The organism is Microbulbifer maximicatervae (SeqCode) (genome assembly GCF_056232625.1).
Genome location: NZ_CP174324.1, coordinates 569,758 through 590,113, shown reverse-complemented (window position 1 = coordinate 590,113; position 20,356 = coordinate 569,758). Strand labels below are relative to the sequence as shown.

General features: G+C 52.8%; 12 protein-coding genes. 6 read left to right on the top strand and 6 right to left on the bottom strand.

Features of this window, described 5'->3' with window-relative positions; all coding sequences use genetic code 11:
- Positions 1-36: 36 nt before the first annotated feature.
- On the bottom strand, positions 37-1,902 hold the full coding sequence (locus ACJJI6_RS02620) for an ATP-binding cassette domain-containing protein (RefSeq protein ID WP_475712431.1): 1,866 nt from the start codon (positions 1,900-1,902) through the stop codon (positions 37-39).
- A 156-nt stretch (positions 1,903-2,058) separates the two neighbouring features.
- Here ACJJI6_RS02620 and ACJJI6_RS02615 point away from each other — a divergent pair, with 156 nt between their 5' ends.
- A complete protein-coding gene (locus ACJJI6_RS02615; RefSeq protein ID WP_444911032.1) occupies positions 2,059-4,065 on the top strand; it encodes a transglycosylase SLT domain-containing protein in 2,007 nt (668 codons plus the stop codon).
- 1 nt (position 4,066) lies between these two features.
- On the opposite strand, the gene ACJJI6_RS02610 is transcribed toward ACJJI6_RS02615, so the two are convergent.
- Together ACJJI6_RS02610 and ACJJI6_RS02605 are read right to left on the bottom strand one after the other, a co-directional pair.
- A complete protein-coding gene (locus ACJJI6_RS02610; protein ID WP_413662439.1) occupies positions 4,067-4,321 on the bottom strand; it encodes a glutaredoxin family protein in 255 nt (84 codons plus the stop codon).
- Positions 4,318-5,178, bottom strand: coding sequence for an FHA domain-containing protein (locus tag ACJJI6_RS02605; protein ID WP_413662440.1), 861 nt, complete (start codon positions 5,176-5,178; stop codon positions 4,318-4,320). The genes ACJJI6_RS02610 and ACJJI6_RS02605 overlap by 4 nt, the downstream gene beginning before the upstream one ends.
- Before the next feature lie 319 nt (positions 5,179-5,497).
- Between ACJJI6_RS02605 and ACJJI6_RS02600 the strand changes: the two genes are divergently transcribed.
- On the top strand, positions 5,498-6,415 hold the full coding sequence (locus ACJJI6_RS02600; RefSeq protein WP_475712430.1) for a PP2C family protein-serine/threonine phosphatase: 918 nt from the start codon (positions 5,498-5,500) through the stop codon (positions 6,413-6,415).
- A gap of 17 nt (positions 6,416-6,432) precedes the next feature.
- The gene (locus tag ACJJI6_RS02595) at positions 6,433-8,823 is read left to right on the top strand and encodes a bifunctional serine/threonine-protein kinase/formylglycine-generating enzyme family protein (RefSeq protein WP_475712429.1); all 2,391 of its coding nucleotides are present in this window, start codon (positions 6,433-6,435) and stop codon (positions 8,821-8,823) included.
- Between the two features lie 273 nt (positions 8,824-9,096).
- Here the strand turns inward: ACJJI6_RS02595 and rlmKL are convergent, their stop codons facing one another.
- Entirely contained in the window at positions 9,097-11,295 is a 2,199-nt protein-coding gene (gene rlmKL, locus ACJJI6_RS02590) for a bifunctional 23S rRNA (guanine(2069)-N(7))-methyltransferase RlmK/23S rRNA (guanine(2445)-N(2))-methyltransferase RlmL (RefSeq protein ID WP_475712428.1), read from the bottom strand.
- Positions 11,296-11,729: 434 nt separating this feature from the next.
- Between rlmKL and rmf the strand changes: the two genes are divergently transcribed.
- A complete protein-coding gene (gene rmf / locus ACJJI6_RS02585; protein ID WP_108733677.1) occupies positions 11,730-11,981 on the top strand; it encodes a ribosome modulation factor in 252 nt (83 codons plus the stop codon).
- 63 nt (positions 11,982-12,044) lie between these two features.
- Here rmf and ACJJI6_RS02580 read toward each other — a convergent pair whose 3' ends face one another.
- Both ACJJI6_RS02580 and ACJJI6_RS02575 read right to left on the bottom strand, forming a co-directional pair.
- On the bottom strand, positions 12,045-13,082 hold the full coding sequence (locus ACJJI6_RS02580) for a quinone-dependent dihydroorotate dehydrogenase (protein WP_413662444.1): 1,038 nt from the start codon (positions 13,080-13,082) through the stop codon (positions 12,045-12,047).
- Positions 13,083-13,186: 104 nt separating this feature from the next.
- Positions 13,187-18,082 carry an NAD-glutamate dehydrogenase gene (locus tag ACJJI6_RS02575; protein WP_475712427.1) on the bottom strand — a complete coding sequence of 1,632 codons (4,896 nt, stop codon included), beginning with the start codon at positions 18,080-18,082 and terminating at the stop codon, positions 13,187-13,189.
- A 309-nt stretch (positions 18,083-18,391) separates the two neighbouring features.
- Between ACJJI6_RS02575 and ACJJI6_RS02570 the strand changes: the two genes are divergently transcribed.
- Both ACJJI6_RS02570 and ACJJI6_RS02565 read left to right on the top strand, forming a co-directional pair.
- Entirely contained in the window at positions 18,392-19,363 is a 972-nt protein-coding gene (locus ACJJI6_RS02570; protein WP_282932305.1) for an AAA family ATPase, read from the top strand.
- Complete coding sequence (locus ACJJI6_RS02565) at positions 19,363-20,340, top strand: DUF58 domain-containing protein (protein WP_475712426.1); 978 nt, start codon at positions 19,363-19,365, stop codon at positions 20,338-20,340. The genes ACJJI6_RS02570 and ACJJI6_RS02565 overlap by 1 nt, the downstream gene beginning before the upstream one ends.
- Positions 20,341-20,356: the final 16 nt, after the last annotated feature.

The following is a 20,356-nucleotide window of genomic DNA, read 5'->3' as shown; positions in this document are numbered from 1 at the left end:
GGGGGAAGCAGCAAGAATTGCAGCTTCCCCTTCAACTTAGTCGTCTCCCCCCTCCAGCTCTGACCAGCGTTCAAATGCCTCTTCGAGCTGGGCCTGCCTTTCCGTCAGGGTGTTCAGCTTAGCCTGCACCAACGCCTGCTCCTGCTGATAAAAACTGGGGTCGGCAACCTCTTGCTCAATAGCCCCTATCTCTTCTTCCAAAGACTCAATCAAGGCGGGTAGGCTATCCAGCTCTCTTTGAAGCTTATAGCTCAGTTTCTTTTTCTTCGCTGGAGCCGCCGCCTGGGACTGGGGCTTTTCCTTTGGTTTACTAGCAACTGGCTTAACTTCTTTCAGCTCAGCGACAAAGCTGCCACCTTGACGCACAAAATCCCCATAACCGCCCACGTATTCACGGATGCGGCCATCCCCCTCAAATGCGAGGCATGAGCCCACCACATTATCCAGGAAAGCACGGTCATGGCTCACCAGCAGAACCGTTCCGCCAAAGTCCAGGAGTAACTGTTCAAGCAGCTCCAGGGTTTCTACATCCAGGTCATTGGTGGGTTCGTCGAGCACCAAAATATTGGCCGGCTGGCTAAACAATTTTGCCAGCAAGGCGCGATTTCGCTCTCCACCACTCAAGGCGCTGACTTTAGTACGGGCTTTAACACCACTAAAAAGAAAATCGGCCAAATAAGACATTACGTGGCGGCTTTTACCACCAATAGTCACTGAGTCGCGCCCTTCGGCGACATTATCGAGCACAGTCAAATCGGGATTCAGCTGATCCCGGCGCTGATCGAAATAGGCCACTTGCTGCTTGGTACCCAGGCGCACACTCCCCCCCTGGGACTTTAGCTCTCCCAGCAGCAATTTGATCAGGGTACTTTTGCCGACACCATTGGGGCCTATTAAGCCAACGCGGTCTCCACGCATCAGCGTGAATGATAAATCCCTAATCAACGGTTGCTCATCGGGATAAGCAAAAGTGACACCCTTCAACTCAGCAACCAATTTGCCGGACATCTCACCGCTATCCAGGGCCATCTTGGCTATACCCTGCTGGGACCGGCGCGCTTCCCTTTGGCGACGCAGTGCTTGAAGCGCTCTTACCCGTCCCTCATTACGGGTTCGGCGAGCCTTGATGCCCTGGCGAATCCAGGCCTCTTCCTGTGCTAACTTCTTGTCGAAAAGAGCTTCATTTTTTGCCTCTTCTTCAAGAAGCTTCTCTTTTTCTTCCTGGTAACGGTCGAACTTGCAGCGAAATGTCCGCAGGTGTCCACGATCCAAATCCCATACGCTGGTGGCCAAACGTTGTGCCAATGCACGATCATGGCTCACAAACAAAAGAGCGCCACGATAGCTGGCGAGGAAATTCTCAAGCCATTCGACCGCAGCAATATCCAGGTGGTTGGTTGGCTCATCCAGTATCAGCAGATCAGGCTCCACCACCAAAGCGCGAGCCAGAGCAGCACGGCGCTGCCAGCCACCGGAAAGGTCGGCAACCTTTTCGTCTGCATCGAGCCCCAAACGATCTAATACACTGTCCACTTTCGGCAGCAGCTCCCAACCGTGAGCCGCTTCGATTTTGGCTTGTAGCTCTGCTGTGGGGGAGTCCCTGTACGCCGACAAAACAGCGCCTATTTCGCCCAATCCCATAGCCACATATCCGTAGACAGAATCGGGGCAATCGGCAGGTAACTCCTGCTCCAAAACCGCTTGAACCATACCGCTGGCACGAACAATCTCGCCGCTATCCGCGTCAACTTGCCCCGCTATCAAGCGCAACAGGCTGGATTTCCCCTCCCCATTACGCCCCACAAGGCATATACGATCTCCACGCTCAACTTTTGCGCTGACATTGTCTGCCAGTACCTGGGTCCCGTAACGAAGACTGACCCCATCCAATAGAAGCAACATAAATAGGCACTACAATTATCAAACCCGAACCTCAATCCCGCTGATGAAAGAAGCGAAGTCGGCTCTTTCGGGTTCTGTGAAAAATCAGCTATTTTACGCGTTTTTACCGTATAGTCAGTCATAGCTGGAAACACACGTCCAACTGAGGTAATTGAGATGTCAGCTGACGCAAAAGGAATCGCGCTTCTTTCTGCCCTAATCATCACCTGTCTCTGCACAGCCGTGCCCACTAATGCACAATCTGTTCAGGCAACCGCTATCGCACCGGAAGTATCCGAAGATAATCGTGCGGCGCAGAGAGAAAAGCTGCGCCAGGCCCGGCAGGCGATAAAATACAAGGATCGACGGCAACTTCGAGCACTTAAAGCTGAGCTCAAAGATTATCCCCTCGCTGCTTATATTGACTATTGGGCGCTCAGTGAAAAACTGCACCAACTGCCCTTAAAAGAAGTTGATCAATTCCTGGAGAGCAACAGAGGCACGGCTATTGGCGACTGGATGATGGTCAGGTTGTTGCGCCAACTCGGTAGTCAAAAAAAGTTCTCGACTTACCTGCGCTATTACCAACCTTCGCAACACAGTCGCACCTCCCTCCGCTGCTATTACGCCGATGCCCTATCGCGCCGAGACGGCTATCAGGCAGAAACACAGCAGTTGATATCAGAACTCTGGCTTGTTGGGCGGTCCCAAGTCGAGGAGTGCGACCCCGTTTTTGCCCGCTGGATGAAAAACGGCGGCTTGACGCAGGAACTCGCTTGGAAGCGGCACCTGCTGGCAGTCGAAGAAGGCAACCTCGATTTGGCACGCTATATCGCCAAAAAAATGACTCCAGCCCAAGCAGAGAAAGCCAAACTTTTACGCTCGGTCCATCGCAACCCTCAGAAGCTTCTCACTGACACCAAGTTCGCCTACAACCCACTGGAATATCGCGATATCGTGTTACACGGATTGCACCAATTGGCGAAAAAAGACGCGATCAAAGCTGAAACTGCCTGGCACCGCTATCAGGCCAGCTACTTGTTTTCCGATGCCCAGCAAGAAGCCATGTTCAAGCACTTGGCACGTCAATTTGCTCGCCAGGATAATATGCAGCGCTTGCAACAGCTGGTTGAACATCACACCGTGACCGATGGCCGCACCATCGAGTGGCTAGCCAGACAATCCCTACGTGAATTAAATTGGCAACAGGTCGCGTTCTGGATTGACCGCCTGCCTGAGGAGAAACAACAACTCGACCGGTGGATATATTGGAAAGCCCGCTCACTGGAAGAACTTTATGGCACAGGAAGTTCCGAAGCTTCCTCCCACCTTTACCGCAAAGCCGCCCGCAATCGCAGTTACTACGGTTTCCTTGCCGCTGATACCTTGGGGCAACAGTACAGCTTTGAGCACCGGCCGGCACCAATCACCCCCATTCAAGTGCAGGAGATGGCAAAGCGCCCCGAACTGCTGAGGGCCCGAGAATTACAAGCGATAGGCGAACTCTTCCATGCCCGAAGGGAATGGAGCTATGCCACAAGAGCTATGGACCACCAGGAATTACTTGCGGCTGGCAAAGTAGCTAGCGCCTGGGGTTGGTACCATAAATCAATCCAGTCAGTGCTTGCGGCTGACTACCTCGACGACTTGGAACTGCGATTCCCACTCGCTTTTTCCGATATTGTTCACGATGTGAGCAAACAGGTCGGTGCCCAGAGCTCTGCACTAGAGCCATATCTGATTTACGCTGTGGCACGACAAGAGAGCCACTTTAGCCACGATGCAAAATCCAGCTCTGGGGCCCTGGGACTTATGCAATTGCTCCCATCCACGGCAAAAGCTACTGCACGCAGAGCGGGGGTGCGCTATCGACGCAGCTGGGACCTTTTGAGCCCCAATACTAACATTGCGCTGGGCAGCTTTTACTTAAGTAGCTTACTTAACCGCTTTGACAATAACCGCTTTCTGGCAGCCGCCGCCTATAATGCCGGGCCAACCCGCGTAGCGGGATGGCTAAAAGAGACCCGAAAACAGCTGCCCTATGATGTGTGGATTGAAACCATTCCATTCCGGGAAACGCGTAATTATGTGCAAAATGTACTCGCCTATTCTGTAATTTACGCCTACCGAAGCGGCACCAAGCTGCAACTATTAAGGGAGAGTGAAGCTGCGAGCCGGCTGTAATTTAAAGCCGCTCCTTCAGCCAATCTTGCAATTGCACCTGGTCAAACGGCCAACCGCAAACATCGTCGGGGTCTCCAAGGCCAACCACCGGAATGCGGATAGAAAAGCGCTCCATTAACGCTTCATCCTCGGCGATATCCACCTCGCGAAGACGCAAGTTGAATTTTTCCAGGGCAGGCCAAATTTCAATTTTGGCTTTTTCGCACAGGCCGCAACCCAAAGTGGTGTAGAGCAAAAGCTCTTTTATATCGCTCATCCAAAAACCCCCTGGCTGCTGCCCCAGAGATATCCCGCAACACTTAGCGCAAGCCCCACTATTAAAAGCCACGTTTTACTTTTAGCCTTTGGCTTATCGACTTCCTCAGGTACCTCCTCGGACAAACTGGGTTGCACTGCGTAGGGGACTGTATCGGCTTCTCCAGAGACAGAGGTAGAACTGGGCAATTCGAACTCCGGCAAAGCCGGGCGTACAGCCGTGCGGTTGTTATCGTCAGCTGGGCCGACAATTGAAAAACTTAAAGTGTCGAGCCGGAGCTCATCTCCCCTGCGCACCCGACTCTCACTAACCTTTCTATTATTGACAAAAGTCCCATTTGCCGAACCTAAGTCAATAACGAACAGTAAGCCCTCCCTTACTTCGAGACGAGCGTGCCTACGCGAAAGATGAGAAAGCGAAAAAGTTATATCACACTCATCGGAGCGCCCAATTACCGCACTCTCTTTCACAGGGAACACCTTTCCTGCAATAGCCCGGTGATTGGCTCTTAGCGCCCAGGCAACGCCCTGATTCGAAGCAGCCTTAGGGGGGCCAGACTTAAGCTTAGTTACCTTAGGGTCGATTACCTGGAGTAAACGGCTGCCCACTTTGACCTGATCGTTTATTTTTAACTGGCACGGTGTACCAGTTGGCTGACCATTAAGCAAGACACGGGCCGCGCCCGACAAATTGTGCAAAGTCAGAACATCGCCATTAACCGCAATTTTAAGGTGCGACTTCGCTACGGAATCATCGGCAATACACAAGTCACTACTCTGCGCCCGCCCCACAGTTACTCCCGGCGATACCAGCCATACGCTCTGGCTGAGATCATTGACATCACAAAGTTTGAGCATCGAAATCGCTCCTAAAGCCAAAATGGCCGTGTGAAATTGGCCAATTATTGAAGACAGTGAGCTTAACTAATGTTAAAAAGCAGCCGAAACACTCACTTTTATTGATAAAGTTGAGTTTATCATGGGCGATATCATTAGCGTGTGATTCGGTTTGCAGCTTAAAATGGCCCAAAGGTCTAGTATTTAACAGATTCAGCGATGACCTACAAAGTGATCGGCAACTTGAATAAGCCGAGAGCACAACAGGGAAGAGGCGTGTGATTACCGGAGGGTTATCACCGTTAGAAAGATTAAATAAATTACAGGTAGTTGCACGCCAGTGAGTGAAGCCAAAGTACGCGAAGTATCACGGCACAGCGGGATAGTTCAGCATAGCAAAGACGCTACACGCAGTGCCGGCGCAACCCATACCGGCTATAAGCGTGAACAGAACGAAGATGCCTATTGGGCTGCGGAAGACAAAGGTATCTGGGTTGTAGCCGATGGCCTTGGCGGTCACCACGCTGGTGAACTCGCGAGCAAAACTGTTGTTGAAGAAATCCAAAAGTCAGCGGAAACTGACAAGCACTACGAGCGTGCCTTGCAAAAAGCGCACGCCCTTTTACTGGGCGATGAACAAACCACAGCCAATATGGGCTCTACTGCGGTCGTTATTGCTGAAGAGGGTGACTACTTTCATATCTACTGGGTTGGAGACAGCCGCGCTTACCTCTGGGCTCCCGAAGGCACAACAGGGAAGCTCACCCAACTAACCAGCGACCACTCCTACGTACAGATGTTGATGGATTCAGGCGCTATCAACTCCGAAGAAGCCGCAATTCACCCCAACCGGCATGTAATTACCCGATGTATCGGCGGTAGTACCAACCCCAAACTCGAAGTAGACCGAGTCTCCTATCGCTGGGCAGCAGGACAAAGACTACTCATCTGCAGCGATGGACTTAGTTCGGAAGTACCAGAAAATTCAATCAACCAGATATTGACAGAAAACAGTGATACACACAGAGCAACAGAACTTCTAATCGCTGCAGCATTGGATGCAGGAGGCAAAGATAATGTCACTGTTCAGGTCATAGATGCCCCATCCACAGCGCAACCTTCTTCTACCGCATCCCTCAACCCAATTAGCGAGCCCACCCTGCCCGGCTCCACACTCAGAAAGTATCGCCCCTTCATTCTCCTCTTCACAGTCGCCTTAGCCACCGCAGTTGCCTACGGACTTTCAACTCTGCTTTAAGATAGGGAAAGCACTTCATGGAAGTCGTCAATAGCGGCACCTCTTCACTGCAGATACCGGGCTACCGCATCCTCAAGAAGATCAACCAGGGGGGAATGTCCTCAGTCTATCTGGCTATACAGCGCAGTGTGGGCCGACAGGTGGCACTAAAAGTTATGTCGCCAGTACTGAACGCTGATCCAATCTTCAGTGAGCGGTTCCAGCGGGAAGCAAATATCGTTGGGCAGCTGTCACACCCAAATATCGTCGGTATTCACGATATTGGCCGCTACCGCAGCCTGAACTATATCGCCATGGACTACATGCCTGGGGGCTCGGTTGCAGAGCGTTTAAGCAAAGGTGGGCTTGAGCCTCTTGAGGCGCTTAATGTTGTGCGCCAGATAGCCATGGCCCTCGACCACTCCCACAGCAAGGGGTATGTACATCGAGACCTGAAACCGGAGAATATCCTGTTTCGCGAAGACGGATCGGCCGTACTCAGTGATTTTGGGGTTGCCCGGGCTATCGCGAGAACCACCCGTATGACTAACAGCGGGATGGTTGTGGGAACCCCTCACTATATGAGCCCGGAACAAGCTCGCGGAGCAGCGGTTGACGGTCGTGCCGACCTGTATAGCCTGGGAGTTGTTTTCTATGAAATGCTCACAGGAGCCGTGCCCTATCAGGCAGACGAAGCCGTCGCCATTGCAATAAAGCACCTCACCGACCCAATACCGCGATTGCCAGCCCGATACGCACTTTATCAGCCTCTACTTGATCACTTCCTGGCCAAAGATCCGGATAAGCGATTTCAACGCGGCCTGGATATCGCCGATGCCGCAGATGATTTGGTTGCAGCCCTCGCCGGAAAGCCGGCCAACCAAATCAGCCAGCTCAACAATTCAACTTTAAAAACTTCCAGCTTGGCAAAAGCACTTGTACTGACCATTTATGGCAGTGTGGCAGACCAACTCGGGAGAGTTGCTTCCAGTTGGAAACGGAAGGAAACGCCCGAGAAGCCAGAGCGTAAGGAGCAGGATACTGTTGTACGCCTGCGGCAGTTCCTCGCTGAGCCAACAAAACACAAGCGCTCCTGGCTTATGAGCAGCTTTATCGCTGTTGGCCTTACCTCAACCTGGGGCCTGTATAGCATTGTTGATCACAAGGCCGGCTGGCAACTTGGGCTACCTATATTGGACGACGCTGCCGATTTTACAGCTGCCACCCTACTAGGTACCGCGGAGCAGCCTGCCAATATTGCTCCAAATTCAAATACAGAGTCTGCGCCAACTGAATCAGCAGCAGATGCCCTAGATTCACAGATACAAGTTACCCAGCTAAATCTACCCTCCACGCTCAATACAGATGAACAACTACCCATCAGTGGTAATCAGGCACTGATTGCCAAGAGTAATATTGAGCCCCCAAAAGTACTCACACCTGAGCCTGCAGAGCCAAGTGCAGAGAACCAGCCCAAGCTGTACAGCCTAACGATTAATACAAAGCCTTCTGATGCCCGTGTGCGGATTATGAACATAGCCCCCCGCTACCAGCCGGGGCTTGAATTGAGCCCTGGCAAATATGATGTGGAAGTGAGTAAGCGGGGCTTCAGTAAAGTTCGCCAGTGGGTCTTGCTGGAAGAACAAAACCTCGAAGTGGCGGTCGAGCTGGAACCTGCCTACTTTATCGGCAAGCGATTTCAATCTGAATTGTCCTCAGGTGGCCTGGGCCCGAAAATGGTCGCTGTGGGAGCAGGCAGCTTTACCATGGGCAATAACCAGCGGCGATTGGCCAGCCCTGCGCACAGGGTAAATGTAGAGCAGGACTTTGCTATATCCATCTATGAGGTCACCTTTGCCGAATACGATCGTTTCGCCGAGGCCACCGGTAGTGCTAAACCCAGCGATGCAGGCTGGGGGCGCGGCGATAGACCGGTAATTAATGTGACCTGGCGGGACGCACAAAGGTATGTGAAGTGGCTGTCAAAGGAGTCTGGCAAGCAGTATCGGCTGGCCAGTGAAGCCGAGTGGGAGTACGCAGCCCGGGGAGGCAGTACCCACCAATACTGGTGGGCTTCCAGCGACGTCCGGGGAAAAGCGAATTGCCGCAGGGGTTGCTCTAGCGAATTTACAAAGCTGTTCAGCATCAGTACAGCTCCCGTAGGGCATTACCAGGCGAATCCTTTTGGCCTTTTTGACACTGCAGGGAACGTGGCTGAGTGGGTGGAAGACTGCTACCAAGCTGGATACAACCCAACAAAAACTACTTCAGCACCTATAAAGATTAACGGCTGCCAACTTCATTCTGTAAGGGGCGGCTCAATGCGTGATACCTCTAGTAAGATTTCTTCTGACTACCGAAAAGGCCTCAATGAAACCGCGCGCTCAAAGGATGTGGGGATACGGGTTGTAATGGATCTGAATGAATAGATCCAAGCTCACAGCGAATCGGGTTTCTGTGGTTGTACCGTCAACTTTCGCTATCTTTTTATTTACGTAAAGCTTTAGCTGAAAGCCGCTGGCCAAAATTAATCTAGAGTTGAATTGCAAGTAAATTGACACTGACCGGCAATTTACCTCCAGCTTCTAAATTCCCTCAATTTCAATGGTCAAAACTTATCAAGCCTCAGGTATTTTAAGCATTTAATTATGGCCGGCTATCAAATCAAGCCGACCACAAATCACTAAAGCGTTAGTACCACCCTACTTCAGCCGCAGCTCCCAAACATTGTGAATTTTCGGATTGCGCTGAAAATCCTTATCCAGAAGATTCAGCTTCTCTACCGAGTATTCACTGGAAACGTCCTCATCCATCTTAAAGCTGCGCAAGTTGTTGGAAAACACCAAGCGACCTTGAGGCGACAACAGGGACATACACTGACGAATCAATTTCCCGTGGTCCCTCTGAATATCTAATACCCCGCTCATCTTGGCGGAGTTGGAGAAACTCGGGGGGTCCATGAATATTAAATCGTAATGGCCTTTCCTGTTCTGTTGAGCAGATTCAAGCCACTGCAAACAATCGGCCTCTACCAACTGATGGCGATAAGGATCCATGTTATTAGCACGGAAATTTTGTCCCGCCCAGTTTTGATAGGTTCGCGACATATCGACACTAGTGCTCTGCTTGCAACCACCCAAAGCCGCTTGGACCGTCGCACTGGCGGTATAGCAGAAAAGGTTTAGGAATGTTTTACCGGCAGAAATCTCTCGCAGATATTTGCGCACCGGTCGATGATCCAGGAAAAGCCCCGTATCCAGGTAGCTCCACAGGTCTACCGCCAACTCAGCACCATACTCCCCAACCCAGAGTTCCTTCCTGGATTCGGTCTGCTTCTGGTACTGACTTCCGCCCTTACCTCCGCCCTTGTGGCTGTGGCGACGGCGCTCTTTAATACTGATATTCGCGCGAGGCAATTCGAGCACGGATTGAAGGGCCCTTAACAAATCGCGCAAGCGCCCCCGAGCCTTCTCTTCCTCGATAGTGGCCGGCGGACGATACTCCTGCAAATGCGCGTACACGGCGCCATCCAGGGTTTTATAGATATCGATAGCCGCAGCATACTCAGGCAAGTCCGCATCGTAGAGGCGATAACAATCCACGCCACTCCTCGCGGCCCATTTACCCGTAGTGCGCAGATTTTTGCGCAAGCGATTTGCTACCATCTCCGCCTGGGGTGAAAGCTTCGGCCCAGTGGCTTCACTCGCCGCCGCTCCGCTTTGCGCGCGAACCTCAAACATCAGCAACTGACTGGGGATACTGCCATTGTATAACTGGTACTGCTTATGAGAGCGTAAACCGGTGGCATAACCCAGTTCCGGATTGCCGGTAAACACACCGACCAACCAGCCCGGGAACTCCGCCTTTAACTGCCGCCCCAGTTCAAAATAGGTCTCCCGCAGAGCTTCCTGCTCACCCAAGCGCTCACCGTAGGGCGGGTTTGTCAAAACCAATCCCGCTTTGACTTCTCTATGGCTCGGTACCCTAAACCCTGCTACTGGGCGGCAACTCACTCGCACCTGGCGCTCCAGACCGGCCCGGGCAATATTAGCTTCAGCCGCAAACAAGACTTTCGCATCGGCATCGTAACCGCGAATCTCTGGCAGTTCGCGAGCCAGGCCAACGCCTTGACGCTGCAATGCCTCCTCGCGAAGCTCATTCCAGATATCGCTTTGGTGGTTCAGCCAACGCTCAAAACCAAAGCTATCCCGCATTAATCCCGGTGCTATATCAGCAGCGATCATCGCCGCCTCCACCAGAATAGTGCCCGAGCCACACATCGGGTCGAGCAATGCTCCACCCTGCTCGGCAATCTTTGGCCAGCCGGCTCGCAGCAACAGTGCTGCCGCAAGGTTCTCTTTCAGTGGGGCTGCACCGATATGGGTTCGGTAGCCACGGCGATGCAGGCTGTCACCGCTTAGATCGATGGCAATATCCAACTTATCCCGGTGCAAGCGCAAGGCAACCGTCAAATCTGGATGATGTTTATCAATACTTGGACGGGCTCCCGACTGGCGGCGAAGGCGGTCGACAATGGCATCTTTTGCTTTTTGAGCACCGAACTGACTATTGCGGATCTCTCGGTTGGTCCCAGAGAATTGCATCCACAGCTTGCCCGAGGAGCGAATGTGGAGCTCCCAGGGTTGCTCGGCAACTGCTCGGTAGAGGTCTTCAGCGGTGGCTACATGTACCTGCGCCAAACGCAACATAATGCGGTTTGCCAAGCGACTCCACAGACAGCAGCGGTAAGCCAGCTTCAGGGAGCCAGAAAAATACACTGCCGCCGGCTGCTCCCTTACAGACCCTGCACCCAGGTCGCGTAATTCATTAGCGAGCAGTCCCTCTATTCCCTTGGGACACGTAGCCGTAAACTCAAATTCTTCGGTTTGTAAATCTGTCAAAATACTTACTCATTAAGCTCCTCCTATGGAGGAAGTTTTGTGCGCCAATAAAGACCGCCCATTTAAAGCTGCCGGCAACGTCTGCGCCGCCAGTACGCACAAATAAAACTTGGAGGCAAAACCTTTACCGCCCCCAACTAGGGAAATTGAGCATTATCGCCTTGCCCAAAAGAGGACGATTATCCCATTTTGTGGCAGAAGAGAATACGCCCTGCCGTTAATTACTACCTGCCCCATAAGTCATACTGTCAACTAGAGATGTTTTCCGATTCCCACGCAGCCACTTTACTCTTACTAATAAGGTGGATTGGGTCGGTCCGTTCAAAGACTTATTTCCTTCACTAAAATTCATTGAGAGACACCCCCAAATAGAGCCGTTTGCGAACCTGCCGACAAACTGTCCACAGACCGACAAAGTAGAGGTGCCGTATACGATGAAACGCCAAAAACGAAATCACGCCGACAGGGCATTTTACAAGGGCTATTTGGCAGCCCTGAACAACAAGTCTATGGATAGCTGCCCATTTGTCGAAGAGGATCCTCATCAGGAGTGGATCAATGGTTGGCGTGAGGGGCGGGAAGATTACTGGAATGGCTTCGACAGAGTGACCAAGGCGCAAAAACTGGAGATTTATGGCGCCGTTTCTACCGACATCCAATACCCTGACGGGTGGAGTACCATTTAGAGATGGCGAGGGGGCTTATCGTCAAAAGCCCCCATTTTCCTAGCAGTCAGCAACTGATACAGCTTACCCTTGCTCTGTTCGGCGACGCTCCAAAGCAATTGCCTCTGCCGCCTCACGAATCAATTCAGGCCCCCGATAGATAAAACCGGTGTACATCTGTACGGCAGTCGCCCCAGCACGAATTTTTTCAGCCGCACTGTCACCATCAAAAATACCGCCAACCCCGATAATCGGGATCTGCTTGCTCAACTCTTTCGATAACAGCTCGATGACCTTGGTGGATTGCGCTCTCAGGGGTTTTCCGCTCAAACCGCCCTCTTCGCTACCATGGGGCAGCTTGGCGACTGAAGACTTATCGATCGTCGTATTGGTAGCGATCACCCCATCGATATCGTACTCACATAGCGCCTCGGCTATCTGCGCCACCGCATCGCCTTCCATATCCGGGGCAATCTTGACGGCAACAGGGACGTAGCGATCACTCTTTTGAGCCAGCTCCATCTGCTTGTCTTTGATGCTGCCCAGCAAGCGATTGAGACTGTCACCAAACTGGAGGTCACGTAGCCCTTTGGTATTGGGAGAAGAAACGTTGGCAGTGATGTAGTCGGCGTAGCGGTACACCTTCTCCATACACAAGCAGTAGTCATCGGCGGCCTTTTCCACTGGAGTATCAAAGTTCTTACCCACATTGATCCCTAAAACACCGCTATAACGGCGCTTTTTCACTCTTTCAATCAGGTAGTCAACACCGAGGTTGTTAAAACCCATACGGTTAATAATCGCATCGGCCTCTTCCACCCTAAACAGCCTTGGCAGCGGATTGCCGGGCTGGGGACGCGGTGTCACGGTGCCCACTTCAACAAACCCGAATCCCAGGGCTCCGAAACCATTAAAGGCCTGCGCATTCTTATCCAGACCAGCGGCCAAACCAACCGGGTTGGGTAGAGTGAGCCCCATCAACTCGACCGGATCATCCGGGACCGACTTTTTGTACAGGGACATCAAACCGAGGCGCTCTGCAGCGCCAATGGCATCAATCGACAAATGGTGGGCCCGCTCAGGGTCAAGCGCAAACAAGGCTTTACGCAGTGTTGAATACATACCTTTCCTTACGTGGGGAGGCGAACCCTTCAGAAAAACGAAGGGCTCTATCTTGTGATGACGATACTACAGGGGCCTTTGAGCGGCCCCTGGGCTCTATTCCGCTACTGTTCTGCCAAAGTTTCCCGGTCCGCAGTGGCGTGGGCGAGATACATTAACTCGCGCAAAGCCACAGTGAACATCGCAAAGTCACCGACAGAAGTAGACTTCAACTCGGCAATCATATTGTGCCAGCGTTGAATTGCGGGCGCCATGATAGCGCTCCAGCGGGACATTGCACCCTCTACATCAAGATTTTCAGCCTTGCCTAAGCGGAGAATGTTCACTGCCAGTGTCGACAACTGGCTGTCCAGGTCATCCATACTGGTCTCCCGGGCCTGCGCCTGCCAGAAGCTGTCTACCGGCAAGTCGACGATCAGATTGCCAAACCAGTGCAGGTTCAACTCATCCGACAGCCTGAAGTAAACCGTGGCAACTTCCTCTACGGGAGTATCGCTAGCTCGCGCCGACTCGGAAATACCCAGTGCCGAGTAGAGGTAGGTGGGCGACGCCGACAGCAGGGCCAGGGCCTCTGGTACCCCTGCTTCCAGGAGTTTCTGGTAGCGCTGCTCCCATTCGTTAAGGGGCTCGCCACTCAAGACCTGCGGCAACGCTGTAATCACCCGCTGTACCGGCTCCTGGAACAGCTCGCAGTTGGTAGCTGGCTCCAACTCATTGCGGCGATTGCGCAGGAACCACCGGGTTGCCCGGCGCACACGGCCTATCATCGAGTTCAGCAGTTCTGTTTGCAGCTCCGCTGGCACCTTGTAGTCCAGCGCAGCCAGCTGCTCCTGGAAGTCGTGCATCTCGTACACATCACGAGCGCTGACATAAGCGGCAGTTACATCGTTCACATCGGCGCCAGTAGCTGTACCGATACGGTTGTAGAAGGTGATACCCATACTGTTAACCATCTCATTGGCAACCTGGGTAGCCACGATCTGGCGCAACAGCGGATGGTCATAGACTTGGTCGCGATAACGCTCGACCAATTTTTCCGGGAATGCAGACTCAACCGCAAAACGCACCCGCTCATTGTCGGTGATTTGTGCATTTTGCAGCTCTTCTTTCAACTTGACCTTCACGTATGAAATTAGAACCGATAATTCGGGGCGGGTCAGGGACTGCCCTTTGTGCTCGCGCTCAGAAATCTGCTCGTTGTCAGGAATAAACTCCAGCGCGCGGTTCAATCGGCCGTCGTCTTCCAAAGTGTTGATGGTTCTGCGGTACTCGTCCAGGCGCTTGGCAACCTGATATTCCGCCACACTGAGGGCAAAAGTCTGCTCATAGTTATTGTGCAGCACCAATTCACCGACAGCATCGGTCATCCCATCCAGCAGCTCATTGCGCTGCTTTTCAGTCAAATCACCCTGGGCAACGACTTTATCCAGAAGGATCTTGATATTTACCTCGTGGTCAGAACAATCCACACCAGCCGCATTATCGATAAAGTCGGTGTTACAACGCCCACCATTGAGAGCAAACTCAATACGTCCACGCTGGGTCATACCCAGGTTGCCGCCCTCGCCAAAGACTTTGGCACGCAACTCCCGACCATCAACGCGCAAGTGATCATTGGACTTGTCACCAACTTCGGAGTCCGTCTCGGTAGTAGCCTTAACATAAGTGCCAATACCGCCATTCCAGATCAGATCCACCGGCGCTCTGAGCAAGGCACTAATCAGCTCGTTGGGGTTCAGTTGATCCTGTTTGATATCAAACGCTTCTTTCATTTCGGGCGTAATAGCAATGGCCTTGGCGCGACGCTCGAAGATACCACCACCTTTAGAAATTAATTTGCGCTCGTAATCTCTCCAGCTCGACCGAGGCAAGGCGAACAAACGCTGGCGCTCTTTAAAGCTGGATTCTGCATCCGGATTGGGGTCCACAAAAATATGCAGGTGGTTAAAGGCCGCTTTCAGGCAGATATGCTCAGACAGCAACATGCCGTTACCAAAAACATCTCCACCCATATCGCCAATGCCGACAACAGAGAAGTTTTCTTTCTGGACATCCACCCCCATCTCACGGAAGTGGCGCTGCACCGATACCCAGGCTCCACGGGCTGTAATACCCATTTTCTTATGATCGTATCCCTGGCTGCCACCGGAGGCGAAAGCGTCGCCCATCCAGAAGCCATACTCCCCAGCAATGCCGTTGGCAATATCTGAGAAAGTCGCCGTCCCTTTATCCGCAGCTACTACCAGGTAGGGGTCATCCTCATCCCGGCGAACAACATATTTGGGCGGTACAACTTCGCCATCTTTTAGATTGTCAGTGATATCCAAAAGGCCGCGAATAAAGGTTTTGTAACAGGAGATTCCCTCTTCCATCATGGCTTCGCGGCTGCCATCGGTAGGCGGGCGTCGAACGACAAAGCCACCTTTTGCACCACTGGGTACAATAACTGCATTTTTCACCGCTTGGGCTTTTACCAAGCCCAGAACTTCTGTGCGGAAATCTTCCAGTCGGTCAGACCAACGCAGGCCCCCGCGAGCGACTTTACTGCCGCGCAAGTGCACACCTTCCACGCGAGGGGAGTAAACAAAAATCTCAAACTCCGGGCGGGGTTCGGGGATACCGGGAATATCCCGGGGGCTGAATTTGATCGAAATATAATCCTTGGGCTGCCCTTCATCATCCACCTGGAAGAAGTTAGTGCGCAGGGTTGCCAGGATTAATTCCAAATAACGGCGCAGAACCAAATCTTCATTCAGGTTATCAACCGCATCCAAACCGTCGTGAATTTTAGCGATCAAGCGCTCGACACGGGGCTGCTCCTGCTTACCAGTGCTTAAACGGGGATCGAACATCGCCCTAAACAAGGCTACCAGGTTGCGGGTGATATCCACGTGGCTGGCCAGGGTAGCGGCAATATAGCTCTGGCTGGCACCGGACTTGGTTTGCTTCAGGTAACGGGCGTAGGCACGAAGCATGGATACTTCGCGCCAGTTAAGGCGGGCGGCCAGCACCAGGCGATTGAAGGCATCGCTTTCCGCCGTGTGATTCCAGATCGCCGCGAACGCATCCTGGAACAGGCCACGGGATGCCTGCGCATCAATTTTTGTGGGCAAACCAAATTCCAGATGGAATTCGTGCATCCACACATCGGTATAGCCACGGGGGCGAATCGTATAGGGAAATTCACCAATAACCCGCAAGCCCAGATTTTCCAGCACGGGAATCACGTCGGAGAGCGTCAGGCCGCTGCCCCAGTTGAATACCTTGAACCGCAGGCTGCCCTGAGCGGCCCCCACCGGCTGGTAGAAACTCATTGCTACCCGGTTATCTTCACTGAGGCTCTGAACGGCTGCTACATCCTGCACCGCAATACGAGGCTCAAAGTCTTCACGGTACCCCGCCGGGAAGGCGCGGCCAAAAGTACGATAGAGACGGCTGCCCTCTTCTTCCCCGCTATTTTCAATTAGTGATCTTTGGAAAACATCTTCCCAGGAGCGGGTAATATCCACAATTTGCGCCTCCAGCAGCGCGGCATCAAAATCAATAGGCTCATCGGGGGACACGCGGAAAACAAAATGAACCCGCGCGAGAATGGATTCGGAGAAGAAAGTGGTGAAGTCCGAGTCCTTCGCATTAATCGCTTTGGCAATATGCGCGCAAATCACCTCGCGCACATCACTGTTAAACAGCTCACGGGGAACGTATACCGTGGCAGTAACGAATTTACCAAAGGGGTCGCGACGCATAAACAGACGAAGGTGAGCCCGCTCATTTAATTGCAGCACCCCCATTACCACGTCAAACAGCTCTTTGGTACTGCCCTGGAAAAGTTCATCCCTTGGGAAGGTATCGAGAATCCGGCGCAGGGCTTTGCCATCGTGCCCCTGCCCGGAGAGACCGCTAGACTCGATGATCGAGGCCATCTTGCGGCGAATAATCGGAATTTTCGCCGGGCTCTCGGTGTAAACCGGCGAGGTATAAAGCCCCATAAACGCCGCTTCACCAATCACCTCACCATCGGTGTTGTAGCGCTTAATCATCACGTAGTCCGAATAGGCCGTGCGGTGCACCCGGGACTTAACGGAGGACTTGGCAAATGTCAGGTAATTGGGCCCTTGGTAGAAACGCTGCTTGCCCTCACTAAAAGAGGTTTCCAGCATCGGCGCGGCCTCTTCCAACTTTTTGAAAATACCGAGCCTGCGGTCTTCAACTTCATTGAGGATTTTTTTATCCCCGACAACACTGAACTCGTATTCGCGATATCCCAGGAAGGTGAAGTTACCGTCGCGCATCCACTGCAAAAATGCACTGGCTTCCAATAGGTTGGTGTCTTCGTCTGGAAGTCCCGCCTGTAACTGCCCCTCCATTGCGCTGCAGGTTTCCAGCATCGGGACATAGTCGTCCACTACCAGCTCCACATCGCCGAGTACGTCTTTTAAGCCAGTCATCATGCCTGAAGCGAACTCAGATGAAGTGTCGTGATTAATCTCGACATAAATCATCGCTTCATTCGTAATGCGCTTCCCTTTTGCCTGCGGCTTTTCACCCAGCAACTCTTCCTCTGGTGGCAACAGGCGAGTCAGTTTCCCCTTGGCATCGCGCTCAACTCGAACTACTGTACTCTTTATCGAATGAGTCACTGTATTTCGGCGATTGATCTCCATGCGAATGGAGTCCACCAGGAATGGCATATCCCGCTGCAGCACACCAATGACCGTATGCGAGCACTCCCAACCATCGTCTTCGAGGCGGGGGTTAAAGACCTTCACCTTGGGTAGGCCGCCCGGGCGCTGTTGAATAAAGTTCCACCAGGTGTATATGCAGCCATAGACGTCAACAAGACGACGACCGGCCAGATCCTCCAATGGGTACTGATTGAGGAACTGCTGGGCAAAAGCCACAACGGGTTCGGCTTCGCTGGTCAGCTTGTCACGAATCAGCTCGCAAATCTGCGCAACTAATTCTTCACGGCTGTCGGTAATAACCGTCGCCATATTCACGGGGAACCTCCCAATCTCATTTTTGTCACATCGAATCCAAACACTGTAGATCCGAAAAGGTCATCATCTCAGCCCATACGCAGCTGCAGGGTCGAGTCCTAAAAATTACACTTTCAGTCAGACAGTGAGGAGAAGTCCATTCCACCTCAGAATCTAGTCGGCTCGGCAGAGGCCTACGTCTCAAGAGTTGCCTCTTCATTTGGTGCCGCTAAAATCATCAGTCGCCACCTTCTCGGCGGCGACTATATATAGATGGTAGAAAGCCAGCCAGGTCCGTGCGGCGGCTAAATTCTCAGAAGAAGAGATACTATGGAAGCAAACCAGACTATTAGGGATCATATCGCCGCTTTGGGCGATTGGTTGGAAGAGCAGATTATCGGTCAAGAGAGATTGGTTAACCGATTGCTGATCGCCATGCTGGCCGATGGCCACCTTTTGGTGGAGGGAGCGCCAGGCCTGGCCAAAACCAAGGCCATTAAAACACTGGGCGAAGCTATTGAGGGTGACTTCCATCGCGTTCAATTTACGCCAGATCTGCTTCCGGCGGATATTACCGGCACCGACATTTACCGGCCGGAAACCGGAGAGTTCCATTTTCAACCAGGTCCAGTGTTTCACAACCTGATACTGGCCGATGAGATTAACCGTGCGCCAGCCAAAGTTCAGTCGGCGCTGCTCGAAGCTATGGCAGAACGGCAGATCAGTGTCGGCCGAAAAACTTATCCCCTTCCCCAGTTATTTTTGGTAATGGCTACCCAAAACCCTATTGAGCAGGAAGGGACTTATCCTCTGCCAGAGGCACAATTAGATAGATTCCTAATGCAGGTAAATCTTGCCTATCCCAATGCGGAGGCGGAAGCAAAAATCCTGCGCCTGGCCAGATCCGAGGCTAGCCTTGGCGAAAATCGCCCCACTGAAATTATCAGCCAAGAGACCATTCTTCAGGCGCGCAACCAAATTCTGGAAATGCAGATGGTTGAGGCCGTGGAAACCTATACTGTCCAACTTGTCATTGCTACTCGCGAGCCGGCGAAGTATGACAGCGAGCTGGCGTCATGGCTAGATTTTGGTGCAAGTCCGAGAGCAACAATTGCATTGGATCGCTGCGCGCGCGCTCACGCCTGGCTCGCTGGGCGCGACTACGTCACCCCAGATGATGTAATGAATGTCGCTCCCGATATTTTACGCCACCGACTCCTGTTGAGTTTTGAGGCGGAAGCGGCGGGAATTACTACCGACCAGGTAATTGAGCGATTACTTCAACAGGTGCCTGCGATCTGATGTCCGCCGAAGCATCCCCAACTGAGCTCGAACTGCGCGGGGCTTATCCCGAAGTAACGCCGTTGGTACAAATGCGCTACGCCGCACGGCAGTTGCAATTATTCAAACCGCGCCTGGCCCGCAGTGATCAGGCCGGCAGCCTGCTCACTCGCTACCGCGGCCGCGGCATGAATTTTGAGGAAGTGCGGAACTACCAGGCCGGCGATGATGTGCGCTCCATTGACTGGCGCGTAACAGCTCGAACCGGCCAAACCCACACCAAACTTTACCAAGAGGAGCGCGAACGCCCGGTAGTTATCCTGTTGGATTTGCGCTCGCCGATGTTTTTTGGCAGCCAAAGGGCATTTAAATCGGTGACGGCTAGCGGCATCGCTGCGGCACTGGGTTGGGCTGGTTTACAGCACAGCGATCGGATCGGGGCGCTACTTTTCTCCGACCGGGAAATAGACACAGTGCGCCCGCGCCGCAGCCACCACGCCGTACTTTCGATGATTCACAGTACGGTTGCCCGCGCTGCGGAACTGAACAGCCCCGTCCCCGAACAGGGCAGCCAAACACTGAAAACATTGCTGGAGGAAGCGCGAAGAATCGCACGCCCTGGAAGTGCACTCTTTTTAATCAGTGATTGTCATGATCTCGACGAGAGCTGCTCACAGCCACTCTATCTTTTATCCCGCCATGCCGATCTGCAGGTGCTGAGGGTATCGGACCCGCTGGAGCAACATCTGCCCGGCCAATCCCTCACTATATCTGACGGTCGCCAGCGCACATTCCTTCATGCCGGCAATCGGCCGGTACACGAACATTTTGCCGAAAAGCAAGCCCGAGCCCGCGTCGAGGTTGAACAACTGTGCCGGCGTTATCGGCTGCCGTTGCTGGACTTTGATAACACCCAACCGCTTATTCCAGCACTGATGTCCGTCTACGGCTCGCGGCAAAGAAATAATGGCTGGCAAAATACGAGAAGGCCCAAGTAGTAATGAGTTTGAAAGT